The sequence below is a fragment of the Sphingomonas jeddahensis genome (assembly GCF_001981525.1).
In the GTDB taxonomy this organism is placed as follows: domain Bacteria; phylum Pseudomonadota; class Alphaproteobacteria; order Sphingomonadales; family Sphingomonadaceae; genus Sphingomonas; species Sphingomonas jeddahensis.
Genome location: NZ_MPSB01000005.1, coordinates 115,932 through 142,184, shown reverse-complemented (window position 1 = coordinate 142,184; position 26,253 = coordinate 115,932). Strand labels below are relative to the sequence as shown.

The 26,253-nt window shown below is 65.0% G+C and carries 28 protein-coding genes; 16 read left to right on the top strand and 12 right to left on the bottom strand.

From position 1 onward, the window contains the following. Window positions 1-67 precede the first annotated feature (67 nt). The 8 genes from SPHI_RS07575 (at window position 68) to SPHI_RS07540 (ending at window position 6,195) form a co-directional block, all read left to right on the top strand. Window positions 68-511, top strand: a complete 444-nt coding sequence (locus tag SPHI_RS07575; protein ID WP_076744401.1) for a MarR family winged helix-turn-helix transcriptional regulator — start codon at window positions 68-70, stop codon at window positions 509-511. Beyond that, window positions 504-1,568: an HlyD family secretion protein gene (locus SPHI_RS07570; RefSeq protein WP_076744286.1), complete on the top strand. Its 1,065-nt coding sequence runs from the start codon at window positions 504-506 to the stop codon at window positions 1,566-1,568. Before SPHI_RS07575 ends, SPHI_RS07570 begins: the two co-directional genes overlap by 8 nt. A gap of 142 nt (window positions 1,569-1,710) precedes the next feature. Then, on the top strand, window positions 1,711-3,240 hold the full coding sequence (locus tag SPHI_RS07565) for a DHA2 family efflux MFS transporter permease subunit (protein WP_076744285.1): 1,530 nt from the start codon (window positions 1,711-1,713) through the stop codon (window positions 3,238-3,240). A gap of 71 nt (window positions 3,241-3,311) precedes the next feature. Further along, on the top strand, window positions 3,312-3,884 hold the full coding sequence (locus SPHI_RS07560) for a NifU family protein (RefSeq protein ID WP_076744284.1): 573 nt from the start codon (window positions 3,312-3,314) through the stop codon (window positions 3,882-3,884). 82 nt (window positions 3,885-3,966) lie between these two features. Continuing rightward, window positions 3,967-4,560: a malonic semialdehyde reductase gene (locus SPHI_RS07555; protein ID WP_076744400.1), complete on the top strand. Its 594-nt coding sequence runs from the start codon at window positions 3,967-3,969 to the stop codon at window positions 4,558-4,560. Window positions 4,561-4,624: 64 nt separating this feature from the next. Beyond that, entirely contained in the window at window positions 4,625-5,242 is a 618-nt protein-coding gene (gene tsaB / locus SPHI_RS07550; RefSeq protein WP_076744283.1) for a tRNA (adenosine(37)-N6)-threonylcarbamoyltransferase complex dimerization subunit type 1 TsaB, read from the top strand. Further along, window positions 5,239-5,715: a GNAT family N-acetyltransferase gene (locus SPHI_RS07545; protein ID WP_076744282.1), complete on the top strand. Its 477-nt coding sequence runs from the start codon at window positions 5,239-5,241 to the stop codon at window positions 5,713-5,715. The genes tsaB and SPHI_RS07545 overlap by 4 nt, the downstream gene beginning before the upstream one ends. A 57-nt stretch (window positions 5,716-5,772) precedes the next feature. Then, window positions 5,773-6,195: a Fur family transcriptional regulator gene (locus SPHI_RS07540; RefSeq protein WP_076744399.1), complete on the top strand. Its 423-nt coding sequence runs from the start codon at window positions 5,773-5,775 to the stop codon at window positions 6,193-6,195. Between the two features lie 58 nt (window positions 6,196-6,253). Here the strand turns inward: SPHI_RS07540 and SPHI_RS07535 are convergent, their stop codons facing one another. Both SPHI_RS07535 and SPHI_RS07530 read right to left on the bottom strand, forming a co-directional pair. Further along, complete coding sequence (locus SPHI_RS07535; RefSeq protein WP_076744281.1) at window positions 6,254-6,793, bottom strand: superoxide dismutase family protein; 540 nt, start codon at window positions 6,791-6,793, stop codon at window positions 6,254-6,256. A gap of 69 nt (window positions 6,794-6,862) precedes the next feature. Further along, window positions 6,863-7,729 carry a CDP-alcohol phosphatidyltransferase family protein gene (locus SPHI_RS07530; protein WP_083719886.1) on the bottom strand — a complete coding sequence of 289 codons (867 nt, stop codon included), beginning with the start codon at window positions 7,727-7,729 and terminating at the stop codon, window positions 6,863-6,865. A gap of 139 nt (window positions 7,730-7,868) precedes the next feature. Here SPHI_RS07530 and SPHI_RS07525 point away from each other — a divergent pair, with 139 nt between their 5' ends. The 5 genes from SPHI_RS07525 (at window position 7,869) to SPHI_RS07505 (ending at window position 12,413) form a co-directional block, all read left to right on the top strand. Then, window positions 7,869-8,975: an inositol-3-phosphate synthase gene (locus SPHI_RS07525; RefSeq protein WP_076744279.1), complete on the top strand. Its 1,107-nt coding sequence runs from the start codon at window positions 7,869-7,871 to the stop codon at window positions 8,973-8,975. Continuing rightward, the gene (locus SPHI_RS07520; protein WP_076744278.1) at window positions 8,976-9,683 is read left to right on the top strand and encodes a phosphocholine cytidylyltransferase family protein; all 708 of its coding nucleotides are present in this window, start codon (window positions 8,976-8,978) and stop codon (window positions 9,681-9,683) included. Window positions 9,684-9,750: 67 nt separating this feature from the next. Next, window positions 9,751-10,236: a hemerythrin domain-containing protein gene (locus SPHI_RS07515; protein WP_076744277.1), complete on the top strand. Its 486-nt coding sequence runs from the start codon at window positions 9,751-9,753 to the stop codon at window positions 10,234-10,236. A gap of 11 nt (window positions 10,237-10,247) precedes the next feature. After that, on the top strand, window positions 10,248-11,636 hold the full coding sequence (locus SPHI_RS07510) for a UdgX family uracil-DNA binding protein (protein WP_076744276.1): 1,389 nt from the start codon (window positions 10,248-10,250) through the stop codon (window positions 11,634-11,636). A gap of 144 nt (window positions 11,637-11,780) precedes the next feature. Next, window positions 11,781-12,413 carry a DedA family protein gene (locus tag SPHI_RS07505; RefSeq protein ID WP_076744275.1) on the top strand — a complete coding sequence of 211 codons (633 nt, stop codon included), beginning with the start codon at window positions 11,781-11,783 and terminating at the stop codon, window positions 12,411-12,413. Between the two features lie 114 nt (window positions 12,414-12,527). On the opposite strand, the gene queE is transcribed toward SPHI_RS07505, so the two are convergent. The 5 genes from queE to SPHI_RS07480 form a co-directional block, all read right to left on the bottom strand. Further along, window positions 12,528-13,160: a 7-carboxy-7-deazaguanine synthase gene (gene queE / locus SPHI_RS07500; protein ID WP_076744274.1), complete on the bottom strand. Its 633-nt coding sequence runs from the start codon at window positions 13,158-13,160 to the stop codon at window positions 12,528-12,530. A 1-nt stretch (window position 13,161) separates the two neighbouring features. Further along, entirely contained in the window at window positions 13,162-13,860 is a 699-nt protein-coding gene (gene queC, locus SPHI_RS07495; protein ID WP_083719889.1) for a 7-cyano-7-deazaguanine synthase QueC, read from the bottom strand. A 217-nt stretch (window positions 13,861-14,077) separates the two neighbouring features. Further along, window positions 14,078-14,986, bottom strand: coding sequence for an Hsp33 family molecular chaperone HslO (gene hslO, locus SPHI_RS07490; protein WP_076744273.1), 909 nt, complete (start codon window positions 14,984-14,986; stop codon window positions 14,078-14,080). A 128-nt stretch (window positions 14,987-15,114) separates the two neighbouring features. Further along, a complete protein-coding gene (gene argF, locus SPHI_RS07485; RefSeq protein ID WP_076744272.1) occupies window positions 15,115-16,032 on the bottom strand; it encodes an ornithine carbamoyltransferase in 918 nt (305 codons plus the stop codon). A gap of 138 nt (window positions 16,033-16,170) precedes the next feature. Further along, the gene (locus SPHI_RS07480) at window positions 16,171-17,361 is read right to left on the bottom strand and encodes an aspartate aminotransferase family protein (protein ID WP_076744271.1); all 1,191 of its coding nucleotides are present in this window, start codon (window positions 17,359-17,361) and stop codon (window positions 16,171-16,173) included. Window positions 17,362-17,516: 155 nt separating this feature from the next. Here SPHI_RS07480 and SPHI_RS07475 point away from each other — a divergent pair, with 155 nt between their 5' ends. After that, complete coding sequence (locus SPHI_RS07475; RefSeq protein ID WP_076744270.1) at window positions 17,517-18,347, top strand: TIGR00266 family protein; 831 nt, start codon at window positions 17,517-17,519, stop codon at window positions 18,345-18,347. Window positions 18,348-18,489: 142 nt separating this feature from the next. Here the strand turns inward: SPHI_RS07475 and SPHI_RS07470 are convergent, their stop codons facing one another. The 3 genes from SPHI_RS07470 to cas5c are packed head-to-tail and all read right to left on the bottom strand — an operon-like array spanning window position 18,490 to window position 21,081. Further along, the gene (locus tag SPHI_RS07470) at window positions 18,490-18,921 is read right to left on the bottom strand and encodes a hotdog fold thioesterase (protein ID WP_076744269.1); all 432 of its coding nucleotides are present in this window, start codon (window positions 18,919-18,921) and stop codon (window positions 18,490-18,492) included. After that, window positions 18,921-20,456: a proline--tRNA ligase gene (gene proS / locus SPHI_RS07465; RefSeq protein WP_076744268.1), complete on the bottom strand. Its 1,536-nt coding sequence runs from the start codon at window positions 20,454-20,456 to the stop codon at window positions 18,921-18,923. The genes SPHI_RS07470 and proS overlap by 1 nt, the downstream gene beginning before the upstream one ends. Before the next feature lie 52 nt (window positions 20,457-20,508). Next, the gene (gene cas5c, locus SPHI_RS07460; protein WP_076744267.1) at window positions 20,509-21,081 is read right to left on the bottom strand and encodes a type I-C CRISPR-associated protein Cas5c; all 573 of its coding nucleotides are present in this window, start codon (window positions 21,079-21,081) and stop codon (window positions 20,509-20,511) included. Between the two features lie 340 nt (window positions 21,082-21,421). On the opposite strand from cas5c, the gene SPHI_RS07455 reads away from it, so the two are divergent. After that, the gene (locus SPHI_RS07455) at window positions 21,422-22,321 is read left to right on the top strand and encodes a DMT family transporter (RefSeq protein ID WP_076744395.1); all 900 of its coding nucleotides are present in this window, start codon (window positions 21,422-21,424) and stop codon (window positions 22,319-22,321) included. A 38-nt stretch (window positions 22,322-22,359) separates the two neighbouring features. Continuing rightward, entirely contained in the window at window positions 22,360-24,096 is a 1,737-nt protein-coding gene (locus SPHI_RS07450) for a DUF885 domain-containing protein (RefSeq protein ID WP_076744396.1), read from the top strand. Between the two features lie 124 nt (window positions 24,097-24,220). Here SPHI_RS07450 and SPHI_RS07445 read toward each other — a convergent pair whose 3' ends face one another. Together SPHI_RS07445 and gcvPB are read right to left on the bottom strand one after the other, a co-directional pair. Beyond that, entirely contained in the window at window positions 24,221-24,532 is a 312-nt protein-coding gene (locus SPHI_RS07445) for a hypothetical protein (protein WP_076744266.1), read from the bottom strand. Continuing rightward, complete coding sequence (gene gcvPB, locus SPHI_RS07440) at window positions 24,532-26,151, bottom strand: aminomethyl-transferring glycine dehydrogenase subunit GcvPB (protein WP_076744265.1); 1,620 nt, start codon at window positions 26,149-26,151, stop codon at window positions 24,532-24,534. The genes SPHI_RS07445 and gcvPB overlap by 1 nt, the downstream gene beginning before the upstream one ends. Window positions 26,152-26,253 lie beyond the last annotated feature (102 nt).

The following is a 26,253-nucleotide window of genomic DNA, read 5'->3' as shown; positions in this document are numbered from 1 at the left end:
GCACGATTGTTCAACATGCATGCGGCAGCGCTTCCTTTATATAAGCGTGCTCATTATGTGGCGGCATATGACAGACACGTTCGGATTCCTGCTGAGCGACACCGCCCGCCTGCTGCGCAAGCGCTTCGACGAGCGCGCGCGGCAGCATGGCGCGACTCGCGCGCAGTGGAAGGCGCTTCTCGGCATCAGCCGGCATGAGGGTATCAACCAGGGCGGACTCGCCGACCTCCTTGAGGTGGAGCCGATCACGCTCTGCCGACTGGTCGATCGGATGGAGGAAGCCGGACTGGTCGAGCGACGGCGCGATCCCAGGGACCGGCGCGCCTGGCAATTATACCTCACCGACAAGGCGCATCCCGTGCTCGAAGAGCTTCACGCCACTGCGGCGGAGCTGATGGAGCAGGCCTTGCGGGGTATTCCGGAAGCCCAGACCAAGATGGTGACCGATCTGCTGAACCGGATCCGCGACAATCTCGATCCCGCTTTACCGAAGGAGGCCGCCCATGGCTGACGCTGATCCCAGGCGCGAGCTTGCCGCGGAGGAAGCGATCGCCATCGAGGCACCGGTCAAGCGGCGGCGCTGGCTGCGCCCGTTGCTGATGTTCGGCGTACCGCTGCTGATCGCGGCGGCGGCGGCTTATGTCTATTTGACCTCGGGCCGCTACGTCTCCACCGACAATGCCTATGTCCAGCAGGACGTGGTATCGGTGAGCCCGGACGTGTCTGGGCGCATCGTGGCGGTGAACGTGCGCGAGAACCAGCGCGTGAAGGCGGGCGACGTGCTGTTCCGCATCGATCCTGAACCATATCGCATCGCGCTGGCGCAGGCCGACGCCGATCTCGCCAGCGCACGCGTCTCGGTGGCGACGCTGGCGACCGACACCGGCAGCGCGGCCGCTGATATCGAAAGCGCGCGTGCCGAACTGACACTCGCGCAAGCCACGTACCGGCGGCAGGAAGAATTGATGCGCCGCGGCTTCACCACCAAGGCCAGCCTCGACGCAGCGACTCAGGAAGTGGCGGCGGCAAGGGCCAAGATCGCGGCCGGCGAGGCCGCGGCGGCACGCGCGCGCCAGCAGGTCGGCTCGGGCGGCGGCTCGGGACGACCGGCCGCGATCCAGGTGGCGCTCGCCAAACGCGCGCAGGCGGCCATGAACCTCGAACGCACCGTCGTTCGTGCGCGTGCCGACGGCATCGTCAGCCAGACCAACCGGCTTCAGGTCGGCAACATCACGCCATCGGGCGTGCCCGCGCTCAGCCTCGTCGTCAGCGACAATGTGTGGGTGGAGGCGAACTTCAAGGAGACCGACCTCAATCACATGCGCGTGGGCCAGAAGGCGGAAATGGAATTCGACGCCTATCCCGGGGTGACCGTTCACGGGCACGTTCAGTCGATCGGCGCGGGGACGGGCAGCGAATTTTCGGTGCTGCCGGCACAGAATGCCAACGGGAATTGGGTGAAGGTGACGCAGCGCGTGCCGGTGCGGATCGCGATAGACGGCACTCCGCCGCGCGCGATGATCGCGGGGCTTTCCACCGATGTGACGATCGACACGGGGGTGAGGTGACGATTTATCTTCCCCGGCACAGGCAGGGGGACCAGCCGCAGGCTGGTGGAGGGGGGTCGCCGCTAGCGAACCGCCTGCCGCACGCCCCCTCCATCCCGATGCGACGCATCGCGGTCGCCCTCCCCGTTCCGGGGAGGATATGATGAGCGCTTCCGGCAAACCGCTGCTGGAAACCAACAACCGCGGGCTGCTGACGATCGGCATCATGGGTGCGATGATCATGCAGATCCTCGACACCACGATCGCCAACGTCGCGCTGCCGCACATGATGACCAGCCTGGGGGCAACGGTGGATACCGTAACCTGGGTGCTGACCAGCTATATCGTCGCCACCGCAATCGCGCTGCCGGCGACCGGCTGGCTGTCCGACCGGCTCGGCAGCCGCAACCTGTTCCTGATCGCCACCGGCGGCTTCATCATCGCCTCCATGCTCTGCGGCATCGCGACGAGTCTGGAGGAGATGGTGATCTTTCGCGTCTTCCAGGGCATCTTCGCGGCGTTCATCAATCCGCTGTCGCAGACGTCGATGCTCGACATCAACCCGCCCGAGCGCGCCGCCAAGGCGATGAGCGTGTGGGGCATGGGGGTGATGGTCGGCCCGATCATGGGCCCGGTGCTCGGCGGCTGGCTGACCGAGAGCTACAATTGGCGCTGGGTGTTCTACGTCAACGTGCCGGTCGGCATCGCGACCTTCGCGATCCTGTGGTTTCTGCTGCCGAGCCGGCCCAAGGCGCGGCGATCGTTCGATTATGCCGGCTTCGTCTATCTCGGCGTGGCGGTGGCGGCGTTCCAGCTGATGCTGGACCGTGGGCAGAGCGAGGATTGGTTCGACAGCTGGGAAGTGATCGTCGAGGGGCTGGCGGCGCTCGCCTTCACCTGGCTGGCGATCTTCCACTTCGCGACCGCGAGGAAGCCGCTGTTCGACCGCGCGCTGTTCCACAACCGCAACCTCGTCACCGGCCTCCTGTTCATGCTGGTGGTCGGCATCTCGACCATGGCGCCGATGGCGCTGCTGCCGCCGATGCTCCAAAATTTGTTCGGCTATCCCGTGATCGACACCGGCATGATGATGGCGCCGCGCGGCGTGGGCGTGCTGCTGACCATGTGGCTGGCCGGGCAGCTGATGGGCAAGGTTGATACGCGCATCGTCATTATGGTCGGGTTGGTGATCTTCGGCATCTCGCTTCGGCAGATGGCCGGCTATTCGCTGGAGCAGGATTACTGGCCGGTGGTGACGGCCGGATTCGTGCAAGGGCTCGGCATGGGGTTGGTGTTCATGCCCTTGAACGCCCTGGCCTTTGCGACGCTCGACGGGCGATATCGGACGGATGGCGCGAGTTTGCTCAACCTTTTCCGTTCGATCGGGCAATCGGCGGGCATCTCGATGGTGACGGTGCTGCTGGCGCGCAACACGCAGACCAGCCACGCCGATCTCGCGCAGCACGTTACCGGCAATGTGCTGGCGGGGTTCGACCTCAACCAGCTGCGCGGGCTCGGCACGTTGTCTGACGCGGCGATGGTGATGCTGGATGGCATGGTCAACAAGCAGGCGGCGATGATCGCCTATCTCGACGATTTCTGGCTGATGAGCTGGATCAGCTTCGCCGCCGTGCCGCTGGTGCTGCTGTTGCAGAAGCCCAAAGGCAAGATCGAAGTGGTGCACAGCGAATAGCGACAGGCGCGAAACCTTTCCTTTCCGCGCCGGCGCTTGATCGGCCTGCCCCGGCACGCCACATGCAGCCTATGCTGATCGAGACCGAACCGACGCCGAATCCGGCCACGCTCAAGTTCCTGCCCGGCCGCATCGTCATGGATGCCGGCACGCGCGATTTCGCGACACCGGAGGAAGCGGAAGCGTCGCCGCTGGCGACGACTTTGTTCGACCTGGGCGACGTGACCGGCGTGTTCTTCGGCCGGGACTTCATTTCGGTGACGATCGCGCCCGGTGCGGAATGGCGCGACGTCAAGCCGGACGTGCTGGCGATTCTGATGGATCATTTCACCGCGCAGATGCCGCTGTTCCGCGGCGGATCGGCTGGCTTCTCAGTGCCGCCCGAGGAAGAGAGCTTCGCCGACGATCCAGCCGACGCCGAGATCGTCGCGCAGATCAAGGACCTGATCGACACGCGCGTGCGCCCGGCAGTGGCGAATGACGGTGGCGACATCGTCTATCGTGGCTTCGACAAGGGCAAGGTGTTCTTGCGGATGCAGGGTGCCTGCTCAGGCTGTCCCTCTTCGACCGCGACGCTGAAGAACGGGATCGAGCAGTTGCTGCGCTATTATGTGCCGGAAGTGACCGAGGTTCGCGCGATCTGACGATCGCTTCTTCGTTCCGTGCGGCTCGCGGTCGATGGTCGCGACCGAGCCGGCAGCGAGCAATGCCAACAAGGATGAGATTATGACCGCGGCTCTCGACGATGCTGCCCTCGATCAGCTGTTCCGTACCGGGCGAACGTATAATGGTTTCACCGACGAACCAGTGACCGAAGATCAGCTGCGCGCGCTATGGGACCTGGTGAAGATGGGGCCGACCAGCGCGAACCAGCTTCCCGCGCGGCTGGTGTGGTGCGTCAGCGATGAAGCGAAAGAAAAGCTCGCCGCTTGTGCGAGCGACAGCAATGCCGACAAGATCCGCAAAGCGCCGGTGACGGTTATTATCGGCATGGACGTGAACTTCCACGAGCATCTGCCCGAGCTGTTCCCGCATACCGACGCCAAAAGCTGGTTCGACGGCAATGCCGAGCTTCGCGAAGCCTCGGCGTTCCGCAATTCGTCCTTGCAGGGCGGCTATTTCATCCTCGCCGCACGCGCGCTTGGGCTCGATACAGGCCCGATGAGCGGCTTCGACGCTGGCGCGGTGGACAAGGCGTTCTTTGCCGATCAGCCCGGCGTGCGCACGAACTTCATCTCGACGCTGGGACATGGCGATCCGGCGACCATCTTCGAGCGCAGCCCCCGCCCCGCCTTTGAGAAGTTCAACCGCATCGCTTGAACCACAAGCACGCGTCGCTGCTTTTAGGGGTTGAGCGGCAACGCGCGGGTGGCAAAGGGACGTGATGCCGCGCACCCTTGTTATCGATACCGCCACCGCCGCTTGCTCCGTTGCCTTGCTTGATGGCGATCGGGTTATCGCTGCGCGTCATGACGTGGTCGGGCGCGGGCATGCCGAGAAACTGGTGCCAATGATCGCGGACCTGCCCGATGGCGGACGCGCCGACGATATCCTCGTCGACGTGGGCCCGGGCAGCTTTACCGGCATTCGCGTCGGCATCGCGGCGGCACGAGGATTGGCGATGGGCTGGGGCGTGCCAGTGCGGGGTTATTCCTCGCTGGCGCTGATCGCGGCGGCTGCGTTCGAGGCGGGCAAATCGTCGCCGCTTGCCGTGTTGATCGAAGGCGGGCACGGTGAGGTGTTCATGCAAGGATTCACCGCCTTTCCTGTTGAACCGAGCGACGGGCTTGTCTCGTTGCGGCCCGATGCGGCGCTTGCCGCGCTTGATGGGCGCACCCCGGTCGGCAGCGGCGTTCGTTGGCTGACCGCGATCGAGCCAGCGCTAACCGCTGACAGCCTGCTTCCTGACGCGTCCAAGGCGCATCTGCTGCCGGCCGAGCTGACCAACCTTGCGCCGCGGCCGCTCTATGGCCGAGCGCCCGACGCGAAGCTGCCGGCATGAGCACGCGGCTGCACATGGTTGAACTAATTGCCGGAAGCGCTGCGGACATCGCTGCCGTCGAACAGGTGATGGGCGAAGCGTTCGACCCGCAGTTCGGCGAGGCGTGGACGCGTGGCCAGTGCCTGGGGATCCTTGGCATGCCGGGCGTCTGGTTGACGCTGGCGCGCGTCGACGGCGCGGTGGTCGGCTTTTCGCTTGCCCGCGCGATCGTCGATGAAGCGGAACTGCTTCTGCTCGCCACCTCGCGCCAGCACCAGCGGCAGGGGATCGGGGCGGCGTTGCTGCGCGGCATGCTGGCGGATGCGCGCGGACGCGGCGTGGTTCGTGTCCACCTCGAGGTTCGCGCGGGCAATGGCGCCATCGAGCTGTATCGGGCACATGGGTTCGAGAAGCTCGGCGAGCGCCGAAGCTATTATCGCGGGCGCTCCGGCGAGGTGTTCGACGCGCACAGCTATGGTGCCGTGCTGGCCTGATCCAGTTGCGAGTCGATAACGCTTCCAGCCGTGTGTCGGCGCGACTACATGGGTGCCATGCCACGTAAGATCGATCTTGAAGCCCTGTGTCATGAAAAGGGCCTGCGCATCACCGAACAGCGCCGTGTGATCGCGCGCGTCCTTTCGGAAGCCGACGACCATCCTGATGTCGAAAAGGTGTACGAGCGCGCGTCGGCAATCGATCCTGGCATCTCGATTGCGACCGTCTATCGGACGGTTCGCTTGTTCGAAGAGGCCGGCATCCTTGATCGGCATGATTTCGGTGACGGCCGCGCCCGCTACGAACCTTCGCCCGAGGCGCATCATGATCATCTGATCGACGTCGAGAGCGGCAAGGTGATCGAATTCGTCGATCCGGAACTGGAACTGCTACAGAAGCAGATCGCCGAACGGCTCGGCTTCCGATTGGTGGATCACCGGATGGAGCTTTACGGGGTGAGCCTCAACCGCAAGGACTGAAGGCCCTTACCCCCGACCCGGACAGACGGGGCCGGCCGGTATGGCCAGCCCCTTTGAGTCACGAAGCCCGGAACACACCGCAGGCAATACGGCCGCCGCTGTTGCCCGACGGATCCGTCTTGAGGTCATCCGGGCCCGCGTGAACCACGAAGGCGGCGCCGTCAGCGTCAAGCAAAGCAGCCATGGTTGCGCCCGGCACAGTGGCAGCAACGGTGCCGCGCCCGCTCGAATCGATGATCAGATTGGGAATGTCGCCATGATGCGGGCCCTGCGGATTCATCGTGCCATGCTTCATACCCGTCGGGTTCCAGTGCCCGCCGGCAGTCTCGAAGCCGGGCGCGTCACAGCGGCCGGTGGTATGGACATGGACGCCGTGCGTGCCGGCGGGCAGATCCTTGGCATCGACGGTGAAACGCAGTCCGCCGGACACTTCGGTCGCGGTGGCACGCCCGGCTTCGGCCCCATTGGCGGTCTGGAGCATGGCGACTGCGCTTGCGCCGCCGGCGACCGGCGCGCCCGTTTCCAACTTGCCTTCATTACACCCGGCCAACGCCAAGGCGCACGCACCCAGGCCAGCGACTACCGTAAACCGAATCATGTCATTCTCCCGTTTCGATATCGAAACGGCAGTGTCGGTTGAGGGTTCCGCGTCAACTCAATTGCCGCCTCAACCTCGACCGCGCCCAATCAGCGCGACGAGACGGCGGCACTGCCGATGCTGCTGCGCGATACCGATCATGAGCAGGACGTTTAGCACGGTGATCTCGACTAGGAAGAACCAGATCGGGCTGCCAGCGATCATGCTCAAGCCAAGGATGATCGTGCGCGGGTTGGCGCCCAATGCCGCGGGGAACCTCAGGAACGATGGCGCCACCTCACGGGTCAATCGCGCGAGCCGCTGCCGTTCGAGCGGATCGACCTCCGCACTTGCAGCCAGCGCGTTCACGGTGGCGGTGGCACCGGTCAACACGTGAGACATGCCCAGATAAACCCGGCCGAGGAATCCGCCCACGCCGGTCGGCACTGCCCGATTGTGCTGGAGCCACGGCACCCCATAGGCCCACCATTGATAGCTGCGGCGCGAACTCTCCGCGAACACCGACTGGGCGATCCGCGACGCGCCGGCGCCAACCGCAAGCAGCCACGCGAAACCGCCTAGTGTGTCATCCAGGACGCTGCCCAGCAGCAGGTAGAGGATGATGTGCCCACCATAGTCGCACAGCCCGTCTATCAATTCGCCGTTGGTGCTCGCCCGGCCGGTCATCCGCGCCAGATCGCCATCCGCGCCATCCACGACATGCCAGAACAGATGAAGCGCGAACCCGGCGGCGACTGACGCCGGGGTGCCGATGCGCGCGTAAAGCACACCCGTCGCGATCACCATCAGCGCGCCGAACACCGAGACCATGTTCGGCGTCACCGGCGATGGCACAAGCAGGCTAGCCAGCCGCCGCGCGGCCGGATGATAGATCGTCCGGTTCAGAAATCCCTGCAGTTCGCGCGGCTTTCCGGTCGCCGGCGGTTGCAGTTCCATGGTTGCCACTTTTCGCTTCCCCTTGCGTTACCCTCTATCACCGGCACGGGTCGCTTGACAGGCGTCGCGTATCTGTCACGACGCTGCCATTCTTTTGTCACCGTCGGGAACCTCCCGGCGTATCGAGGTTCTACAAGAAATGGCGACGATCAAGGTTGCAGTTATCGGCGTTGGCAACTGCGCATCCAGCCTGGTTCAGGGCAAGTATCATTATGCGTCCGCCAACACCGCGCATGGCCTGATCCACCAGGAAATCGGCGGCTATCGCGTGTCGGACCTGGATTTCGTCGCGGCGTTTGACGTGGATTCGCGCAAGGTCGGGCTCGATCTCGGTAAGGCGATCTTCGCCAAGCCTAATTGCACCAAGGTGTTCCATGCCGACGTACCGGAAACGGGCACGATCGTGAAGATGGGGGCCAAGCTCGACGGCGTCGCCGACCATATGCTGACGGCTGCAAACGACCGCGGGTTCGAGGTGAACGACACGCGCGATGCGGAAAAGGCGGAGATCGTTCAGGCGCTGAAAGATTCGGGCGCCGAAATCCTGGTAAACTTCCTGCCGGTCGGCAGCCAGGAGGCGACCGAATTCTACATGGAATGCGCGCTTGAAGCGCGTGTCGGCGTGGTCAACTGCATGCCGGTGTTCATCGCCAGCCGCCCGGAGTGGGAAAAGAAGTTCGCCGACGCCGGCCTGCCGATCATCGGCGACGACGTAAAGGCGCAGGTCGGCGCGACGATCGTTCACCGCGTTCTGTCCAACCTGTTCAAGCAGCGCGGCGTGACGATCGACCACACTTATCAGTTGAACACCGGCGGCAACACTGACTTCATGAACATGCTCGACCGCAACCGGCTGTCGAGCAAGAAGGAATCGAAGACCGAGGCGGTGCAGGCGGTGCTCAGCGAGCGGCTGGCCGACGAGAACATCCACGTCGGCCCGTCCGACTACATTCCATGGCTGCACGATAACAAACTGTGCTTCCTGCGGCTGGAGGGCAATTTGTTCGGCGACGTGCCGATGAACCTCGAGCTTCGCCTGTCGGTGGAGGACAGCCCCAACTCGGCAGCGGTGGTTGTCGATGCGATCCGCTGCGTGAAGGTCGGCATGGAGCGCGGCATGTCCGGTGCGCTGACCGGCCCGTCGGCGTTCTTCTGCAAGCACCCGCCGGAGCAGTTCACCGATGACGTCGCGGCACAGATGACCGACGACTTCATCCACGCCGATGCCCGGTTAGCTGCCGAATAAGTGAGGGCGCTCATCGTCGCAGCCGGCTTCGGTAGCCGGCTGCGGGCCGTCTCTCCTTCCAAGCCACTGACGTCCGTAGCGGGCACGCCGATGATCGCGCGCGTCGTCGATGCTGCGCGCGCTGGTGGCGCGACGAGCTTCGTCGTCGTGACCGGGCACGAGGGTGATCGGCTGGCGGCGTTCCTCCACGACCTCGATCCCTCGATCATCTGCGTGCCGACGCCTGATTGGACGTTGCCCAACGGCCATTCGGTGCTGAGCGGCGCGGATGTGATGGGGCCAGAGCGCCACCTGCTGATGATGGCGGATCATCTCTTCGAGCCGCCGATCGTTGCGGCGACTATCGCCGCGCCTTCTGCGCCGCTGACGCTCGCCATCGATCGCCGCCTCGACAATCCACTCGTCGACCTGGATGACGTGACGCGCGTGCGAACCGCCGGCGACCGGATCGTTGGCATCGGCAAGCATCTTGCCGTTTATGACGCCTTCGACTGCGGCGTCTTCGCGGTGGATGGGCGCTTCCATGATGCGTTGCGCGCTGTAGTGGCCAGCGGCGGCACGGGCTCCATCTCCGCCGGTGTCGAGGCATTGGCAGTGGATGGCGACGCTCGCGTCGTTGATGTCGGCGACACTTGGTGGCTCGACGTCGATGATCCCCGTGCATTGGCGCAGGCCGAGGCGCATTGGCCGCGCGCCGGCCTCGCCTGAAAACAGATCGCAACAGAAACAAGCACGGCGGTCGCCGGTTCTTCTGCGCATGGCAGGAGAATCAACAATGACGCCGGCGCAGATCTACCGCGACCTCAAAGCCGATCACGACAAGCAGCGTGAAATGCTGAAGCAGCTGGGCGATCTGCGCGGCGATACCAAAAAGCGCCAAAAGCTGTTCGAGGAGTTCCGACTGGAACTGCAAAGCCATGCCGCGGCGGAGGAAGAGTCGCTCTATGCCGTGATGCTCGGCAATCCGGAGCTCCGCGATGATGCGCGGCATTCAGTGTCCGAGCATAAGGAAGTCGACGATCTGCTCGGCGAGCTGATGGACCTCGACTTCGGCTCGGACGAATGGGAATCCAAGTTCTTCCATATGCGCCACCGCTACGAGCACCATATCGATGAGGAAGAGGAAGAGATGTTCCCTGCCGCTGACGAGGAGCTCGACGACGGGATCGAGGCGAAGATGGCGGCGACGTATGAGGAGCGGAAGCCCAAGGAGTTGGAGCTGGCGCGCGACAATCCACCGGGCGGCGACGAGCGCGAGTGATCCGCTGAGGCATGCGGCTCGTCACGCTTTCCGCCCCCGATGATTTCGATGCCTGGCGGGACGCCGCCCGGGGGTTGATCGCGGACAGCGTGCCGCCCGAGGACGTGGTGTGGCAGGTCGGCGGCGAAACAGACGATCTGTTCGCCGCCACGGCCACGCCGCGGCATGATCCGGTCGGGCCGGCGTTCAAAGTTCCGCGTGCGTTCCTCGACCTCGCGCGCAGCGCCATTCTGAATCGCGATCCCGAGCGGTTCGCCCTGCTCTATACCTTACTGGCGCGACTGCGGCGCGAGCCGAAGCTGGTCGAGGATCAAGCCGATCCGCTGGTGCGTCGGCTGGAAACGCTGGCGAAGCATGTTCGGCGCGACATTCACAAGATGCGGGCCTTCCTCCGCTTTCGCGAAGTCACCAATGATAGCGGCAGCCGCTACGTCGCTTGGTTCGAGCCTGAGCATCACATCCTGCGCGCCAATGCGGCTTTCTTTGTCAATCGCTTCGCCAGCATGCGCTGGTCGATCCTGACGCCGGAGGTGTCGTTGCACTGGGACGGCGCCGGCCTGAGCGAAGGGCCGGGTGCCACCAAGGCCGATGCGCCTGATGGCGACCCGATCGAGGAAGTTTGGAAAACCTATTACGCGTCCATCTTCAACCCGGCGCGCGTCAAGGTCGGCGCGATGCTCAAGGAGATGCCGCGCAAATACTGGAAAAACATGCCGGAAACGGCGTTGGTGCCGGAATTGCTGGCCAACGCGCAGGCACGGGAGAGCGGCATGATCGCAAAGGCCAGAACGGCGCCGGGCGGCAACAGCGAGGTCGCCTGGGAAGCGCTGCGCGAGGAGGCGATGGGGTGCACCCGCTGCCACCTCTACAAGAATGCGACCCAGACGGTGTTCGGCGAGGGGCCGGTCTCCGCCAGCATCATGTTCGTCGGCGAGCAGCCGGGCGACCAGGAGGATTTGGCCGGGCACCCGTTCGTCGGTCCTGCCGGTCAGGTGTTCGATCGCGCACTGGGCGAAGCCGGGATCGATCGCGCCACCACCTATGTCACCAATGCCGTGAAGCATTTCAAGTTCGAGCCGCGCGGCAAGCGGCGAATCCATGCCAAGCCTGACGCTGGCGAGATCGAAGCATGTCGCTGGTGGATCGAGCAGGAGCAGATGCTGGTGCGGCCGAAGGTGACGGTGGCGCTGGGCGCGACCGCTGCACGATCGCTGTTCGGCAAGGTGATGACGATCAGCCGCGAGCGGGGCCGCGCTCAGGCGCTGCCGGGTGACGGCGGCGAGGCGTGGATCACCGTACATCCCAGCTACCTGCTACGCCTGCCCGACGAAGCGGCCCGCACGACCGAATTCGCGCGCTTCGTAGAGGACCTGAAGTTGGCCAAGGCGGCGGCGGCGTAAACTCCCCTCGCGCTTGCGGAGGGGTAGAGGGTGGGCGTGTCATCAGGCGCGGCGTCCGTGGGCAGCTACCCTGGCCTCTCCCGCTTGCGGAAGGGGAAGAAGCCCGATTGACCGTCCCCTTTCCTTCCCGCACAGGCCCAAGCCATGTTCGAGAAGATCATCGCGGCGCTGTTCATCTTCACGGTCGGCGTCATCCGGGCCGGCGGCTATTGGGGGATTGTCCTGTTGATGGCGATCGAGAGCGCCTGCATCCCGCTGCCGTCGGAGATCATCATGCCGTTCGCCGGCTATCTGGTCTCGACGGGGGAGATGAACATCTATCTCGCTGCGACGGCGGGTGCCTTCGGATGCAACGTCGGATCAGTGGTGGCTTATGAGGTGGGCAAGCGTGGCGGCCGTCCGTTGGCTGAGAAATGGGGAAAGTACGTCCTTGTCGGTCCGGGCGAACTCGATCTGGCGGACCGGTTCTTCAACCGCTGGGGCGCGGCGGCGATCCTGATCGGGCGCATGCTGCCGGTGATCCGCACCTTTATCGCTTTCCCCGCCGGCGTCGCTCGGATGAAGCTGATTCCGTTCCACGTCTATACGTTCATCGGCTCCTGGCCGTTCTGCTATCTGCTCGCCTGGGTTGGCGCGAAGCTTGGTAGCGCGTGGCACGACGACCCCCGCCTCAAGGCGGCATTCCATCAGGCGCACATCGTGATCGGCGTGCTGATGGTAGCGGCAGGTGCCTTCTACCTGTGGCACAAGTTCCACGGGCTGAAGAAGAAGCACTGAGGGCACTGTTGCCGTCCCCCCGGCCTTGTGCCGGGGGCCCAAGGTTCCCGCGAACTCAATAGCTTGAGGCGCGCGGGATCCTGGATGCCGGGACAAGCCCGGCATGACGGAATGTCAGCGCAACCCCAGCAGCTTGTGCGTCTGGAGCGACAGCCGCCACTTCGGGCGCTCCATCACCAACGCCATCGCTGCCGCCTGGTTCGCGGCCGCATTCGGATCATCGAGCGGCTGGAGCAGGAAGTGCTGGAAGTCCCACGCCTCCATGGCGGCGATATCGCTGCCCGGCTGCGGCCACACCAGCTTCAACTCGTCACCGGCGCGCTGCACTGTCTCACTGCCCGCCTTGGGGCTGATGCACACCCAGTCGATGCCGGGGTGAACCGGCAGTGTGCCGTTGCTCTCGATGGCGATAACGAAGCCCGCCGCGTGTAGAGCCTCGACGAGCGGATCATCGATCTGGAGCATCGGCTCGCCGCCGGTCAGCACGACGAAGCGATGTGCCTCGCCCCGGTCCCACATCGCCACCACCGCCGCCGCCAACGCCGCAGCATCGCCGAACTTGCCGCCGCCTAACCCGTCGACGCCGACGAAATCGGTGTCGCAGAACCGGCAGATCGCGTTCGCGCGGTCCTGCTCGCGTCCGGACCACAGATTGCACCCGGCGAAGCGCACGAATACCGCGCGCCGCCCCGCCTGAACGCCCTCGCCCTGGAGCGTCAGGAACATCTCCTTGACTGCGTAGCTCATGTCAGGGCGCCGGCGGGGTCACTGCGTAGGCCGTCGGATCGACCACGCGAGCATCGTCGAAGCCCTTGTGCCGCAGCCGGCAGCTGTCACACAGCCCGCAGTGCAGGCCGCCGGGCGCCGGATCGTAGCACGACCAACTGAGACCAAGATCGAGCCCCAACCGCGTGCCCTCGCGCACGATATCGGCCTTGGTCATATGCTGAAGCGGGGCATGGATGCGGAAGGGATGTCCCTCTACGCCCGCCTTGGTCGCCAGTTCTGCCAGACGCTCGAAGCCGGCGATGAACTCCGGCCGGCAATCGGGGTACCCGGAATAGTCGAGCGCATTGACGCCGATGTAGAGCGCGCGCGAGCCGGTCGCCTCGGCCCAGGCGAGCGCAAGGCTCAGGAACACCGTGTTGCGCGCCGGCACATAGGTGACGGGGATGTCGCTTCCGACGCCATCCTTCGGCACATCGATGTCGGCGGTCAGCGCCGAGCCGCCGAAGGCCGACAAGTCGATTGGCAGCACGACATGGCGCACCGCCCCAAGCGTCTTGGCAATCCGCCGCGCCGCCGCCAGTTCCACCTGGTGACGTTGATTGTAATCGATCGAGAGGGCGTAAATCGTATGGCCGGCCTCGCGCGCGAGGGCAGCCGAGATCATCGAGTCGAGGCCGCCAGACACGAGAACGACGGCGGAGGATTGATCGTTGGACATGATCGCGCGGCGGCTAGGCGCATCGGCGCCTTGATGCAAGAAAAAGGCCGCCCGAATGATCGAGCGGCCGAGGGCGCCTCATAAGAGACGTATAAACTAGGGAGAGGAGTGCTCGGCTAGAAGCACATGCGCTGCCCCTAACGGATAAGACGTTAATTTATCGCTAACTTAGGAACGGTTTACGTCCGGACGCACATTCGCCGTCGCTCACGACCGCTCAGGCGGCGAGTTCGTCGGCGCGAATCGGAAAGATCGTGGAGCAGAAGGCACAGTCCACGCCGATCACGCCGTTATCGTCCGCCATCGCCAACCGCTCCTCCAGCGGGAACTTGGCGAGCACCGAGCGGATATGCTCGACCGTGCAGCGACAGCCTTTTGAAAAAGCCGTGCTGGCGAGCACGCGAACTTCGTCCTCTTCGTTGAACAAGCGCCAGACGAGCGTCTCGAGCGGCAGCTCCGGATCGGCGAGTTCGTCCGTTCCCATGGTCGAACCGAGGGCGGCAACATGCTCCCATTCCGGATGGTCGAGCTTGGTATGCAGGCGCTCGCGCCCCTCCTCCCCCTCCGGCAAATGCTGAAGCAACAGCCCGCCGGCGACGCAGCGGCCGTCCGCCTTGGCGAAACCGACGCGGACCTGCGTAGGGATCTGCTCCGACTGTGCGAAATAGCTCTGCACCGCATCGGCCAGCCGATCGCCGTCGAGCGGCACGATGCCTTGATAGCGCTCGCCCGTGGTGGAAAGATCGAACGTGATGGCGAGATAGGCCTCGCCGAACAGCGCGAACAACGTCGGGTCGCTCGGCGCTTCGGCAAGACGGTCAGGGTCGAACTGGACATAGCCGCGGATCTCTCCGCCGCGGTAATCGCAGACCAGCAGGCGAACGACACCCCGCTCGCTCTGCGTCTGAAGCGTCAGCTGTCCGTTCACGTCCTTCAGCGTCGCACCGACCAAAGCAGTGACGGTCAGCGCCTCGGCAAGCAGCGCCTCGATCGCAGGTGGGTAAGCATGGGCAGCGAGGATCTCGTCGAGCACCGGGCCTAGGCGAACCATCCGCCCGCGCGCATTCTGCGCAGGAATGGTGAAGCCGATGGCACGGTCGAAGTCGTTGGTCTTGATGTCTTGCATGGTCACCGTTCGGGCTGAGCTTGTTGAAGCCCTGTTCTTTCTTCCGCAGGAAGGAAGTGCAGCGCTTCGCCAAGCTCAGCGCGAACGGGCATTCTGTGGAGCCGAGATGGGGACGGGCTTCGAAACGATCAACCGATCTGCCCCAGGCACCAGCGAAGGATCGACTTTTGCGCGTGCAGTCGGTTCTCCGCCTCCGCCCAGATCAGCGATTGCGGGCCGTCGATCACCTCCGGCGTCACTTCCTCGCCGCGGTGTGCGGGAAGACAGTGCAGGAACTTGGCGTCGGACTTTGCCGCCGCCATCAGCGCCGCATCGACCTGGAACGGCATCATCGCGGCCAGCTTCGTCTCGGCATGTGCCTGGCCCATTGAGATCCATGTGTCGGTGACGACCACGTCGGCGCCCTCCACCGCCTCGCACGCATTTCCGACGCACTTGGCCCTGCCCTGCCCGAGCGCCAGATCCGCCTCGCTCGGCTGGAAACCCTGCGGGCAAGCGGCGACCACGTCGAACTGCATCAGGCCGGCGGCCTCGATGATCGAAGCCAGCACGTTGTTGCCGTCGCCCAGCCAAGCGACCTTGAGGCCCGGAAGCGACTTGCCTTGTTCGATGATCGTCAGCAGATCGGCCATGATCTGGCACGGATGCGACGCATCGGTCAGGCCGTTGATGACCGGCACCGACGCATGCGCGGCCATTTCCTCGACCTTGGCATGCTCATCGGTGCGGATCATGATCGCATCGACATAGCCAGACAGCACACGCGCGGTATCGGACACCGTTTCGCCGCGGCCGAGCTGCATCTGCCCTGCCTCCATGACGATCGACTGACCGCCGAGTTGCCGCACCGCCATGTCGAACGACACGCGGGTGCGAGTGGAGTTCTTCTCGAAGATCATTGCCAGCACATGGCCGGCGAGCGGCGCGTCACGATCGATGCGCCCCTTGGTCCATCCGGTGCGGGCGTTCTTGCGATCGAGCGCATCGGCGAGGATCGCGGCGATGCCGTCTGGACCGGCATCCGACAAGTTCAGGAAATGACGCATTCATAGTCCTTTCCGAGCGAAGGTGGAGGATCGGTTCGTGGACGGGCTTTGTCGCCATCGACTTGCCGTGTCGCGAAACCCCTCAACCAGCTTCGCTGGTCCCCCTCCCCGTCCTGCGATGGGGAGGACCAAGTTTGCTCAGTCGTCGCTTGCCGGCACATAGACGCGGGCCGCTTCGCTCAGCTTCTCGAGGCACTCGGCGATGTGACTCTCGTCGATCACCAGCGGCGGGAGAATGCGCACGACATTCTCGCCCGCCGAGACCAGCAGCAGGCCGTGGTTGTCGCGCGCAAACTCGACGAAGCGACGGCTGTCGCTCTTGAGCTTGAGGCCGAGCATCAGCCCATGTCCGCGGACGCTGTCGAACAGGTGATCGTGATTGGGGATCATCTGCTCCAGGCTGGAGCGCAGCCGCTCGCCCATGCGGGTGACGTTGTCGAGGAAGCCCTCCTCCAGGAGGACGTCGAGCACCGCCTCACCAGCGGCCATCGCCAGCGGGTTGCCGCCATAGGTGGAGCCGTGCGTGCCGATCACCATGCCCTTGGCCGCTTCCTCGGTCGCAAGGCACGCGCCGAGCGGGAAACCGCCGCCGATGCCCTTGGCCACCGCCATGATGTCGGGCGTGATGCCGTAAAGCTCGTGCGCGAAGAGCTTGCCGGTGCGGCCATAGCCCGCCTGCACTTCGTCCAGCACCAGCAGCAGGCCATGCTCGTCGCATGCTTTGCGCAGGCCCTGGAGGAACTCCGGCGGGGCGGCACGGATGCCGCCCTCGCCCTGGATCGGCTCGACCAGGAAGCCGGCGGTATGCTCGTCGATTAGCGCCAGCGCGCCTTCGAGATCGTTGAACTCGGCGTACCTGAACCCCGGCAGCAGCGGCTCGAACCCGTCGCGCATCTTGGCCTGGTTGGTGGCCGAGATCGTGCCGATCGTGCGGCCGTGAAACGCCATCGAGAAGGTGATGAGGTCGTGCCGCTCGGGATTGCCGTTGGCGAAATGGTAGCGGCGCGCCGTCTTGATCGCGCATTCTACCGCTTCGGCGCCCGAGTTGGTGAAGAACACGGTGTCGGCGAAGGTATTGTCGACCAGCCGCTGCGCGAAGTGCTCGCCCTGCGGGCTCCCGTACAGATTGCTGACGTGCATCAGCGTCGCCGCCTGATCGGCGATGGCCTTCACGAGCTTGGGGTGACCGTGGCCGAGCGCATTCACCGCGATGCCGCTGGCGAAGTCGAGGTAGCGCGATCCGTCCTCGCTGATCAGATGGCACCCCTCGCCTCGCACCGGCCGCACCCCGCAGCGGGGATAGACGGGCATGAGGGGCGTGATCGTCACAGGACGTCTCCTTGAAATAGCAAGGGCGGCCCGGATCGGACCGCCCGCGACCTTGATACCGGCCTGCCAAGGCGAGCGTCAACGCTCTTCCCATACAGGCGCCCGATCGGCTACCACTGTGTTAGTTCATCAACACGGCTGAAGGAGCTTCACGCATGGCTGCTGGTCCCTGGTCCCACGTTGCCCGCCCGGGCCTGTCCGACGACATCGATTTCGAGATCAAGGGACAGGAGCTCCAGTTTGTCGAGATCGAGCTCGATCCTGGCGAAAGCGCCGTCGCCGAGGCCGGCGCCTTCGTGTGGAAGGATGCCTCGATCGACATGACCACCGTGTTCGGCGACGGTTCCGGCGGTGCGGATGGCGGGTTCATGGGCAAACTGCTCGGCGCGGGCAAGCGCCTGGTGACGGGCGAAAGCTTGTTCACCACTGTTTTCACCCATCGCGGATCGGGCAAGGCGCGTGTCGCCTTTGCCAGCCCCACGCCCGGCTCGATCCTGCCGATCCGGCTCGCCGATGTCGGCGGCACGCTGATCTGCCAGAAGGACAGCTTTCTTGCCGCTGCCAAGGGCGTGTCGATCGGCGTCGCGTTCCAGCGCCGGATGATGACCGGCCTGTTCGGCGGCGAAGGCTTTATCATGCAGAAGCTGGAGGGGGACGGCTGGGTGTTCGTGCAAATGGGCGGCACGCTGGTGGAGCGCGAGCTTCGGCCGGGAGAGCAGCTCCACGTCGATACGGGCTGTCTTGCGGCGTTCACGCCATCAATCGACTTCGACCTTGAGATGGTGCGCGGCGTCAAGAGCATGTTCTTCGGCGGCGAGGGCGTGTTCTTCGCCCGGCTGACCGGACCGGGCAAGGTGTGGATACAGTCGCTGCCGTTCGCCCGTTTGGCCGGCCGGATGATGGCCGCCGCCAGCGGTGGCGGCGGAAACCGCGGTGAGGGCTCGGTACTCGGCGGTTTGGGCGACCTGATCGGGGGAAATGACTAGGGGCGATGTGACCGAGGTCGTGATGCCGGGCTCGTCCCGGCATCAGCCATCTGCGAACTCCAACGACGAGGGGAGTGCGGCGGCTCGCTGGATGCCGGCACATGCCCGGCAAGACGAGGGTCATGAGGACGCGTGGTGCGCCCTACCCCGCTGCCGCGTCGATCACCGCGGCGGTCATGCGCGATAGGCACACCAGCTTGCCGGCATCATCCTCGACGCGGATCGTCCACACCTGCGTGGTCCGGCCAAGCTGTTCCGCCTTGGCGGTTGCATGAACATAGCCGTCGCGTGCGGCGCGAACGTGGTTGGCGTTGATGTCGAGCCCGACCGTCACCTTGCCCTCGGGCACGGCCATCGCACCCCCGACCGAAGCTACCGTTTCGGCGAGCACCACCGACGCGCCCCCGTGCAGCCGCCCGAACGGCTGGTGCACCTTCGGGCCCACCGGCATGCGCGCGCGCAGCCAATCGTCACCCACTTCGGTGAACTCGATCTCGAGCAGCCCCGGCAACACGCCGTCGCCGAGCGCGGTGAGCTGCGCAAGATCGATCGGCCGGGTCCAGATCGCCGCCATCAGTAGGACCGCCCGATCAGCACGCGCTCGACCGCCGGCGCGCCGGTGAAGATGCATGCCGCGCCCGGATGCCCGGTCTGGCCCATCGGCGCATTGCGGATGGTGAGCTTCAGCGCCTTCAGTCGCTCCACCACCTTGTCGAGTTCGGCACCGGTCGGGCGCGACCAGGCAACGTCGAACCAGCCCGGCTTGGCGGCGCTATCGGCGAACATCGCCTCGATCGTTGCCCAGTCGTCGACTGGCGCGATGTTGCTCTTCAACCGCGCATCGGCGTCGGCGAACAGCTGCGCCTGAACGTCCGCGATCATGTCCGCGACGTCGCCCACGAACGCATCGCGGCCAAGGATCGCGCTGTCGAGCTTGCCATCCTCGCGATACAGTCGATCGCGGCGCACAACCGAGACGTTGCCGCCGGCCATGTCGCGTGGGCCCACCTCGACAATGATCGGCGCACCCTTCTTCACCCAGCCCCAGCGCTTGGTTGCCGCCTTCGCGGGCTTGAGATCAAGCAGCGCGCGCACCGGCTCGCCCAGCGCGCTCTGCTTCGCCAGGTCGGCCTGCAACGCCTTGCAATAATCGATGAGCTCCGCGTCCTCGGGCTTGTCGCGCAGCATCGGCACGATCACCACCTGCCACGGCGCGATGCGCGGCGGCACGCGCAGCCCGTCGTCGTCGCCATGCACCATGATCACGCCGCCGATCATGCGGGTCGAGACGCCCCAGCTCGTCGTGTTGGCGAATTCCAGTTCCCCGTTGGCATTCTGGAAACGGATATTCTGGGCATGCGCGAAATTGGTGCCGAGGAAGTGGCTGGTGCCCGCCTGGAGCGCTTTGCCGTCCTGCATCATCGCTTCGATCGAATAGGTCGCGACGGCGCCGGGAAAGCGCTCATTCTCCGGCTTCTCGCCCGCGATCACCGGCAGCGCGAGACAATCTTCGGCCAGCTCGCGATAGACCTCGAGCATCTTGAGCGTTTCCTCGCGCGCCTCCTCCGCGTTGGCGTGCGCGGTATGCCCCTCCTGCCACAGGAACTCGGCGGTGCGCAGGAACATGCGCGTGCGCATTTCCCAGCGCACGACATTGGCCCATTGGTTGATCAGCACCGGCAGATCGCGCCACGATTGCACCCAGCGCGCAAAGGCGGTGCCGATCACCGTCTCGCTGGTCGGCCGGATGACCAGCGGCTCCTCCAGCTTGGCTTCGGGATCGGGCACCAGCCCGCCCTCGCCGTCGGCGACGAGCCGATGGTGCGTGACGACCGCCATCTCCTTGGCAAAGCCCTCGACGTGCTCGGCTTCCTTCTCGAAATAGGAAAGCGGGATGAACAACGGGAAGTAGCAATTCTCGTGCCCGGTCGCCTTGATGCGATCGTCGAGCAAGCGCTGGATCCGCTCCCAGATGCCATAGCCCCATGGCCGGATGACCATGCAGCCGCGCACGCCCGATTCCTCGGCGAGGTCGGCTTCGGTGATGACGGCCTGGTACCAGGCGGCAAAATCCGCCTCGCGGGTGACGGGGAGCGCATGCTTGATCATGCGCGTGCGGATAGCGGGGCGATGGGCCGGATGCCAAGCACGACATGCGAGACTATCCGTAGAGTTGCGAGCTACCAGGGAGCGGTACCGAAACGACGCCGTCGATCAGCTCGGCTCGGAAGAAGCGCAAACGTCCTCGGTCCTCATAGTCTGCCTCATACACCATCCAGCCCAGGTCGCGCGTCGAGGGGATCGGGGTTCCGCCCTCACCGGCTTCATCGAACAGAATGGCCTCCGCTGGATGGCAATCGCTCCCCAGATACACCGTTGCGCCGGCTCTCAGGCGACGCTTGAACATCCCACGGTGCCGTGCGGCCTCATCGAGGGGGCCAGCGCGGGAGGTCATGTCGAAGCGCGCCTCGATAACATAGGCGACGTCCCGTAGAACAACCGCCCGGCCGCCAGTAGCGGCGCTCTCCTTCTCGGCGAAAGCAATAGGTTTGAGCACGGCGATCGATGTAACAACCCAGCGTATTGCCGGACGCCAGTGAATGCGATCGAGAATTCCGCGCGCCGATGCCGGGGTGAGCACGTCGTAGGAGATCTGATCACGGCGAAACTCCGGTCGTGGAAAGCAAGCGCTCTCGCCTCTCACAACCACCTTTACCGACGTCTCAGCACCCATTTGTTCCTTATACGTTCTCGCGCGAGTCGCGGAAAGTCGCTCATGGATCCAAACCGGAGCAAACGTTCGTTGCGCTGTTCGGCTCAGGTGATCGACACTCGCTGACAGCCGCAAGGCTTCGATCAGGAGAGCCAATATGACTGCTACGAGCGTCACTATTACCATTGTCGCTGAAGAGCGGTCAGCCTTTACGGTTGTTTTGCGCCGACTCGGAGCAATCCCCGACAATCGTCAGGTCGGCTCAGCGAACCGCACGTAAGCCCGCGCTCGGCAAAGAAAGATCGTGCTGCTGCCGATAAGACGGTTTCCCCAGCGGCACGGCTCCCATATGCGCGGGCTCATGCCGGGCAGCTCCGAGTCCCTGTCGCACGCCATCGGCCTGCGCCTCACATCAGTCGCGCTATTCGCCACCATGAATGTCGGGATCAAGCTCGTCGAGGCGCGCGGCGCCTCGCTCGGCGAGATCCTGTTCTGGCGGCAGTTCGGGGCGGCGTTGCTGGTCGGCAGCATCGTTGGTGGGGGGCCGGGCTTCGGCTCGCTCCGGACCAGGCGGTTCGGCGCCCATATCGTGCGCTGCGTGGTTGGCCTCACTGCCATGTCGCTTACCTTCTGGACCCTGCTGCTGCTGCCGCTTGCCGAAGCGACGACGCTCGGCTTCTCCATGCCGATCTTCGCTACGGTGCTCGGCGCGCTGGTGCTGCACGAGGCGACCGGGTGGCGGCGCTGGGCCGCGGTGCTGACGGGGTTCGTGGGCGTCATCATCGTCACCCAACCCGGCAGCGGGCATATCCCGCCGTTGGGCATCGCGACCGGGCTTGGCGCGGCCTTTTGCACCGCGTGCATCTCCATCCTGCTGCGCACGATCGGTAAGACGGAGGCGGGACTGACGACGGTGTTCTGGTTCTCGGTGCTGTCGATGGTGCCGCTCGCGCCTTTCTACATGATGGTCGCGCAGCCGCATCCGCCGCTCGTCTGGGCGCTGCTGCTCGGCATCGGGCTACTCGGCGGCGCGGCGCAGATCGCAATGACGCGATCGCTACAACTCGGCGACGTCAGCCTTGTCGTGCCGATGGATTATACCGCGTTGCTTTGGGCAACCCTGTTTGGCTGGCTCGTTTTTGCCACGCTGCCGGTGGCGAGCACGTGGGTCGGCGCGCCGGTGATCGTCGCCTCCGGTCTCTATATCGTGTGGCGGGAGCATGTTCGGCGGCGGCATGGAACCGAGCGAGCTATAACGTAGGGTTGAAGGCGGCAGCTGGTTCGGCCACCAAAGGGGTCATGCGCCTCTTTGCTCCGCTGGCCCTTGTCGCCACTGCCGCCGCCCCTGCCCCGGCCGATACCGCCTTTGACGCAATCTGGCGGGCGGAATGGGCCTGGCGTCAACAGGAGGGAATCGCCGACAATCCACCGGGCACGGTGGACGACCACCTTCCGGACGTGTCCGCCGAGGCGCATGCACGGCGGCTCGCTTATTGGAAGGGGACGCTGGCGAAGCTTGACGCGATCGATACCAAGCGGCTGTCGCCGGACGCGCTGACCGACTGGCAAGTCTATCGTGCGCAGATCGCGGCGCAGGTGGACGAGGAGCGGTTCCGCGAGTGGGAAAAGCCGCTGAATGGCGACAGCGCCTTCTGGTCCGACCTGCATTATGCCGCGCAGCGCACCATCGCCGGTGGCGAGTCGGACTATCGCCGCTACTTGACGTGGCTGGGTGACGTGCCCCGATACCTGGCACAGAACACGGACAATATGCGCGCTGGGCTGAAGCGCGGCTTCACCCCTCCGGCGGTGATCATGACCGGCCGCGACAAGGCGGTGGAGACGATCGCTACAGCGAGCGATCCGACAAAGGTGATCTACTACGAGCCGTTCGCCAAACTGCCCGCGTCGATCCCCGCCAATCGACGCGCCGCCCTGCAGGCGCAAGCGCGCACGATCATCGCCGAGCAGATCATCCCAGCGCACAAGACGCTGCTCGCTTTTCTGCGCACCCAGTACTGGCCCAAGCTCACCGACAATCTCGCCGCCGAGCGTTACCAGAACGGTCCGGCCTATTACCGCAGCCGGATCCGTGCCTTCACCACCCTGGACTTGACGCCGGACGCAATCCACGCACTCGGCCTCGCCGAGATCGCCAAGATCCGCGCCGAGATGGAGAAGGTGAAGAACGACGCGAAGTTCGACGGCGACCTGCCGGCGTTCCTCCACTTCCTTCGCACGGACCCGCAATTCTACCCGAAGACCGCCGACGAGCTGATGAAAGAGGCAGCATGGCACGCCAAGCGCTTCGACGCGATGGCGGGCAAGTGGTTCGGGCGGCTGCCGCGCCAGCGCTTCGCAATCATCGAGGTGCCGCCGGATATCGCGCCCTTCTACACGGCCGGGCGTGGCGGGCCGGGGACGTATCTGGTCAACACCTACGACCTGCCTTCGCGACCGCTATTTCAGCTGCCGGCGCTGACGCTGCATGAAAGCGCGCCGGGCCATGCATTCCAGATGCCGCTGTCGATCGAGAACAAGACACTGAAGCCGTTCCGCCGCAACAGCTATATCTCGGCGTTCGGCGAAGGCTGGGCGCTCTATACCGAGCGGCTTGGCGACGAGATGGACTTCTATCGTACGCCATATGAGCGGTTCGGCATGCTGTCCTATCAGGCGTGGCGGGCGGCGCGGCTGGTGATCGACACCGGCATTCACGCCAAGGGATGGAGCCGCGAGCAGGCGCTACAATATTTCCGCGAAAACACCGCGCTCAGCGAGCATGAGATCACCACCGAAGTCGATCGCTACATTGGCTGGCCCGGGCAAGCGCTGAGCTACTACATCGGCCAGCTTGCCATCCAGAGGGCGCGGGCAAAGGCGGAAAAGGCGCTGGGCGAGAAGTTCGACATCCGCCACTTCCATGACACCGTGCTCAGCCTCGGAAGCGTGCCGCTGCCGGTGCTGGAGAGCCGCATCGATCGCTTCATCGCGGACGGTGGCCCTTCGCCGTATCCGGACGGGGTCGACACATGAGACCGCGCGCCGAGTGGCATCGATCAGGTTGTGACGATTGGCCTTCCGCGCTTGGCAGGGATGATCGCGGTTGATGGTGTGAATGAGACCGCTCGCAGGCATGGCGCCGGAGCAGGAACCGTCATCAAGCAACGATCATCGCGAGACCAGCCAGCGCGACCACCAGCGCGCCGGCGAATGTTGCCAGCCACGCGCGCAGCGGGTGCCCGGCCTTGGCGCGGCGCACCACGCCGACCGCGCCGACCAGTGCGCCTAACGCCGTTGAAATCGGGACGACCCCGCCGAGCATCGTGATGCCGGGCTTCGGATCGCCGTTGAACGCTGGCAGCTTCAGCACCGTGAACCAAAGATACACAAAGGCGAGCGCGAGCAGCAGTTCGAGCGTGGCGCCGCCGACAAGGCCGGTGAGCCCCGCCAGCGCCACGCGCCCGCGCATTATTCCGCCGCCTCGCTGGCCACCACCGGCTCGCGCCACACGAGCTTGGGCTTACGTGCCGCGAGCGTCTCGTCGAGCCGGCTGCGCGGGGCGAAATGCGGTGCGGTCTTGAGTGTGGCGTCACCTGCCTTTGCGCGCTCCGCGACCGAACGCAGCGCACCGATGAACTGGTCCAGAGCCGCCCTGGACTCAGTTTCCGTGGGCTCCACCAGCATCGCGCCGTGGACCACGAGCGGAAAGTACATCGTCATCGGGTGGAAACCCTCGTCGATCAGCGCCTTGGCGACGTCGATCGTCGTGAAGCCTTCGGGGAAGCCCTCGTCGGAGAAGATCGCCTCGTGCATGCACGGGCCGCTCTTCGCGAAAGGTGCGTCGAGCACATCCTCAAGCGAGCGCAGCACGTAGTTGGCGTTGAGCACCGCATCCTCGGCGACCTGACGCAGGCCATCGGCGCCATGGGAGAGAATGTACGTGAGGGCTCGCGTAAACATGCCCATCTGGCCGTGGAAGGCAGTCATGCGGCCGAAGCTGTCGGCGTGGTGCTCGCCGGCGGTTTCCTCCTCGACCAGATGGAAGCCGCTGTCTGAACGCTCAACGAACGGAAGCGGGGCGAAGGGTGTCAGCCGCTCCGAGAACACGACCGGACCCGAACCGGGGCCGCCGCCACCGTGCGGGGTGGAGAAGGTCTTGTGCAGATTGATGTGCATCGCGTCGATGCCGAGATCGCCCGGCCGCACGCGACCAACGATGGCGTTGAAGTTCGCGCCGTCACAATAGACGTAACCGCCGGCGGCGTGGACCGCCTCCGAAATCGCCTTCAGATCGCGTTCGAACAGACCGCAGGTGTTGGGATTGGTGATCATCACTCCCGCAACATCGGGGCCGAGGCGCGCGACCAATGCCTCGGTATCGACGCGCCCGTCCGGCGTTGCGGGAATGTCCTCTACCGCAAAACCGGCAAAGGCTGCGGTGGCGGGGTTGGTGCCGTGCGCGCTTTCGGGAACCAGCACGACCTTGCGGTGCCCCTCGCCGCGCTTCTCGAGCGCGGCCTTGATCGCGAGGATTCCACATAGCTCGCCATGTGCACCCGCCTTGGGGCTCATCGCAACCGAGTGCATGCCGGTGAGCGTCACCAGCCATTCGGCAAGCTGGTGGATCACGCCGAGCGCGCCCTGCACCGTGTCGACAGGCTGAAGCGGGTGGACGTCGGCGAATCCCGGCAGACGCGCCATCTTTTCGTTCAGGCGCGGGTTGTGCTTCATGGTGCACGAGCCGAGCGGGAAGAGGCCGAGGTCGATAGCGTAATTCTGCCGGCTGAGGCGGGTGTAGTGGCGCACCGTCTCGGGCTCGCTGAGGCCGGGCAGGCCGATCGGCTTTGCGCGGAACAGGTCACCCAACTTGTTCCCCGGCGAAGGCCGAGGTCCAGTTGCGACGTCCCCCGACTGGGCCCCGGTCTTCGCCGGGGAAGCAGAAAAGTCGACGCCGGTGGTGTCTGTGGAGCCGATCTCGAAGATCAGCGCTTCCTCCAGCATCAGCGCCTTGTTGCCGGTGAAGGTGGCGGGGGCGTTGCTGCCGCTTTCCGGGGTGGTCGGGCGCCAGCCGCTCTGGTTCAGTGCCATGGGGTCAAAGACCTTTCCACGCCGCCGCGGGCGACGATTGCAAAAAACGAATGTTGAGAAAGTTGAGACGATCGCGCGTTTTTCTCCAACGCCGCGGATGGG

Excerpts from the sequence above, each read along its gene's own strand:
- SPHI_RS07575 (WP_076744401.1), top strand. The coding sequence starts at position 68 with ATGACAGACACGTTCGGATTCCTGCTGAGCGACACCGCCCGCCTGCTG.
- SPHI_RS07570 (WP_076744286.1), top strand. The coding sequence starts at position 504 with ATGGCTGACGCTGATCCCAGGCGCGAGCTTGCCGCGGAGGAAGCGATC.
- SPHI_RS07565 (WP_076744285.1), top strand. The coding sequence starts at position 1,711 with ATGAGCGCTTCCGGCAAACCGCTGCTGGAAACCAACAACCGCGGGCTG.
- SPHI_RS07560 (WP_076744284.1), top strand. The coding sequence starts at position 3,312 with ATGCTGATCGAGACCGAACCGACGCCGAATCCGGCCACGCTCAAGTTC.
- SPHI_RS07555 (WP_076744400.1), top strand. The coding sequence starts at position 3,967 with ATGACCGCGGCTCTCGACGATGCTGCCCTCGATCAGCTGTTCCGTACC.
- tsaB (WP_076744283.1), top strand. The coding sequence starts at position 4,625 with ATGCCGCGCACCCTTGTTATCGATACCGCCACCGCCGCTTGCTCCGTT.
- SPHI_RS07545 (WP_076744282.1), top strand. The coding sequence starts at position 5,239 with ATGAGCACGCGGCTGCACATGGTTGAACTAATTGCCGGAAGCGCTGCG.
- SPHI_RS07540 (WP_076744399.1), top strand. The coding sequence starts at position 5,773 with ATGCCACGTAAGATCGATCTTGAAGCCCTGTGTCATGAAAAGGGCCTG.
- SPHI_RS07535 (WP_076744281.1), bottom strand. The coding sequence starts at position 6,793 with ATGATTCGGTTTACGGTAGTCGCTGGCCTGGGTGCGTGCGCCTTGGCG.
- SPHI_RS07530 (WP_083719886.1), bottom strand. The coding sequence starts at position 7,729 with ATGGAACTGCAACCGCCGGCGACCGGAAAGCCGCGCGAACTGCAGGGA.
- SPHI_RS07525 (WP_076744279.1), top strand. The coding sequence starts at position 7,869 with ATGGCGACGATCAAGGTTGCAGTTATCGGCGTTGGCAACTGCGCATCC.
- SPHI_RS07515 (WP_076744277.1), top strand. The coding sequence starts at position 9,751 with ATGACGCCGGCGCAGATCTACCGCGACCTCAAAGCCGATCACGACAAG.
- SPHI_RS07510 (WP_076744276.1), top strand. The coding sequence starts at position 10,248 with ATGCGGCTCGTCACGCTTTCCGCCCCCGATGATTTCGATGCCTGGCGG.
- SPHI_RS07505 (WP_076744275.1), top strand. The coding sequence starts at position 11,781 with ATGTTCGAGAAGATCATCGCGGCGCTGTTCATCTTCACGGTCGGCGTC.
- queE (WP_076744274.1), bottom strand. The coding sequence starts at position 13,160 with ATGAGCTACGCAGTCAAGGAGATGTTCCTGACGCTCCAGGGCGAGGGC.
- queC (WP_083719889.1), bottom strand. The coding sequence starts at position 13,860 with ATGTCCAACGATCAATCCTCCGCCGTCGTTCTCGTGTCTGGCGGCCTC.
- hslO (WP_076744273.1), bottom strand. The coding sequence starts at position 14,986 with ATGCAAGACATCAAGACCAACGACTTCGACCGTGCCATCGGCTTCACC.
- argF (WP_076744272.1), bottom strand. The coding sequence starts at position 16,032 with ATGCGTCATTTCCTGAACTTGTCGGATGCCGGTCCAGACGGCATCGCC.
- SPHI_RS07475 (WP_076744270.1), top strand. The coding sequence starts at position 17,517 with ATGGCTGCTGGTCCCTGGTCCCACGTTGCCCGCCCGGGCCTGTCCGAC.
- SPHI_RS07470 (WP_076744269.1), bottom strand. The coding sequence starts at position 18,921 with ATGGCGGCGATCTGGACCCGGCCGATCGATCTTGCGCAGCTCACCGCG.
- proS (WP_076744268.1), bottom strand. The coding sequence starts at position 20,456 with ATGATCAAGCATGCGCTCCCCGTCACCCGCGAGGCGGATTTTGCCGCC.
- cas5c (WP_076744267.1), bottom strand. The coding sequence starts at position 21,081 with ATGGGTGCTGAGACGTCGGTAAAGGTGGTTGTGAGAGGCGAGAGCGCT.
- SPHI_RS07455 (WP_076744395.1), top strand. The coding sequence starts at position 21,422 with ATGCCGGGCAGCTCCGAGTCCCTGTCGCACGCCATCGGCCTGCGCCTC.
- SPHI_RS07450 (WP_076744396.1), top strand. The coding sequence starts at position 22,360 with ATGCGCCTCTTTGCTCCGCTGGCCCTTGTCGCCACTGCCGCCGCCCCT.
- SPHI_RS07445 (WP_076744266.1), bottom strand. The coding sequence starts at position 24,532 with ATGCGCGGGCGCGTGGCGCTGGCGGGGCTCACCGGCCTTGTCGGCGGC.
- gcvPB (WP_076744265.1), bottom strand. The coding sequence starts at position 26,151 with ATGGCACTGAACCAGAGCGGCTGGCGCCCGACCACCCCGGAAAGCGGC.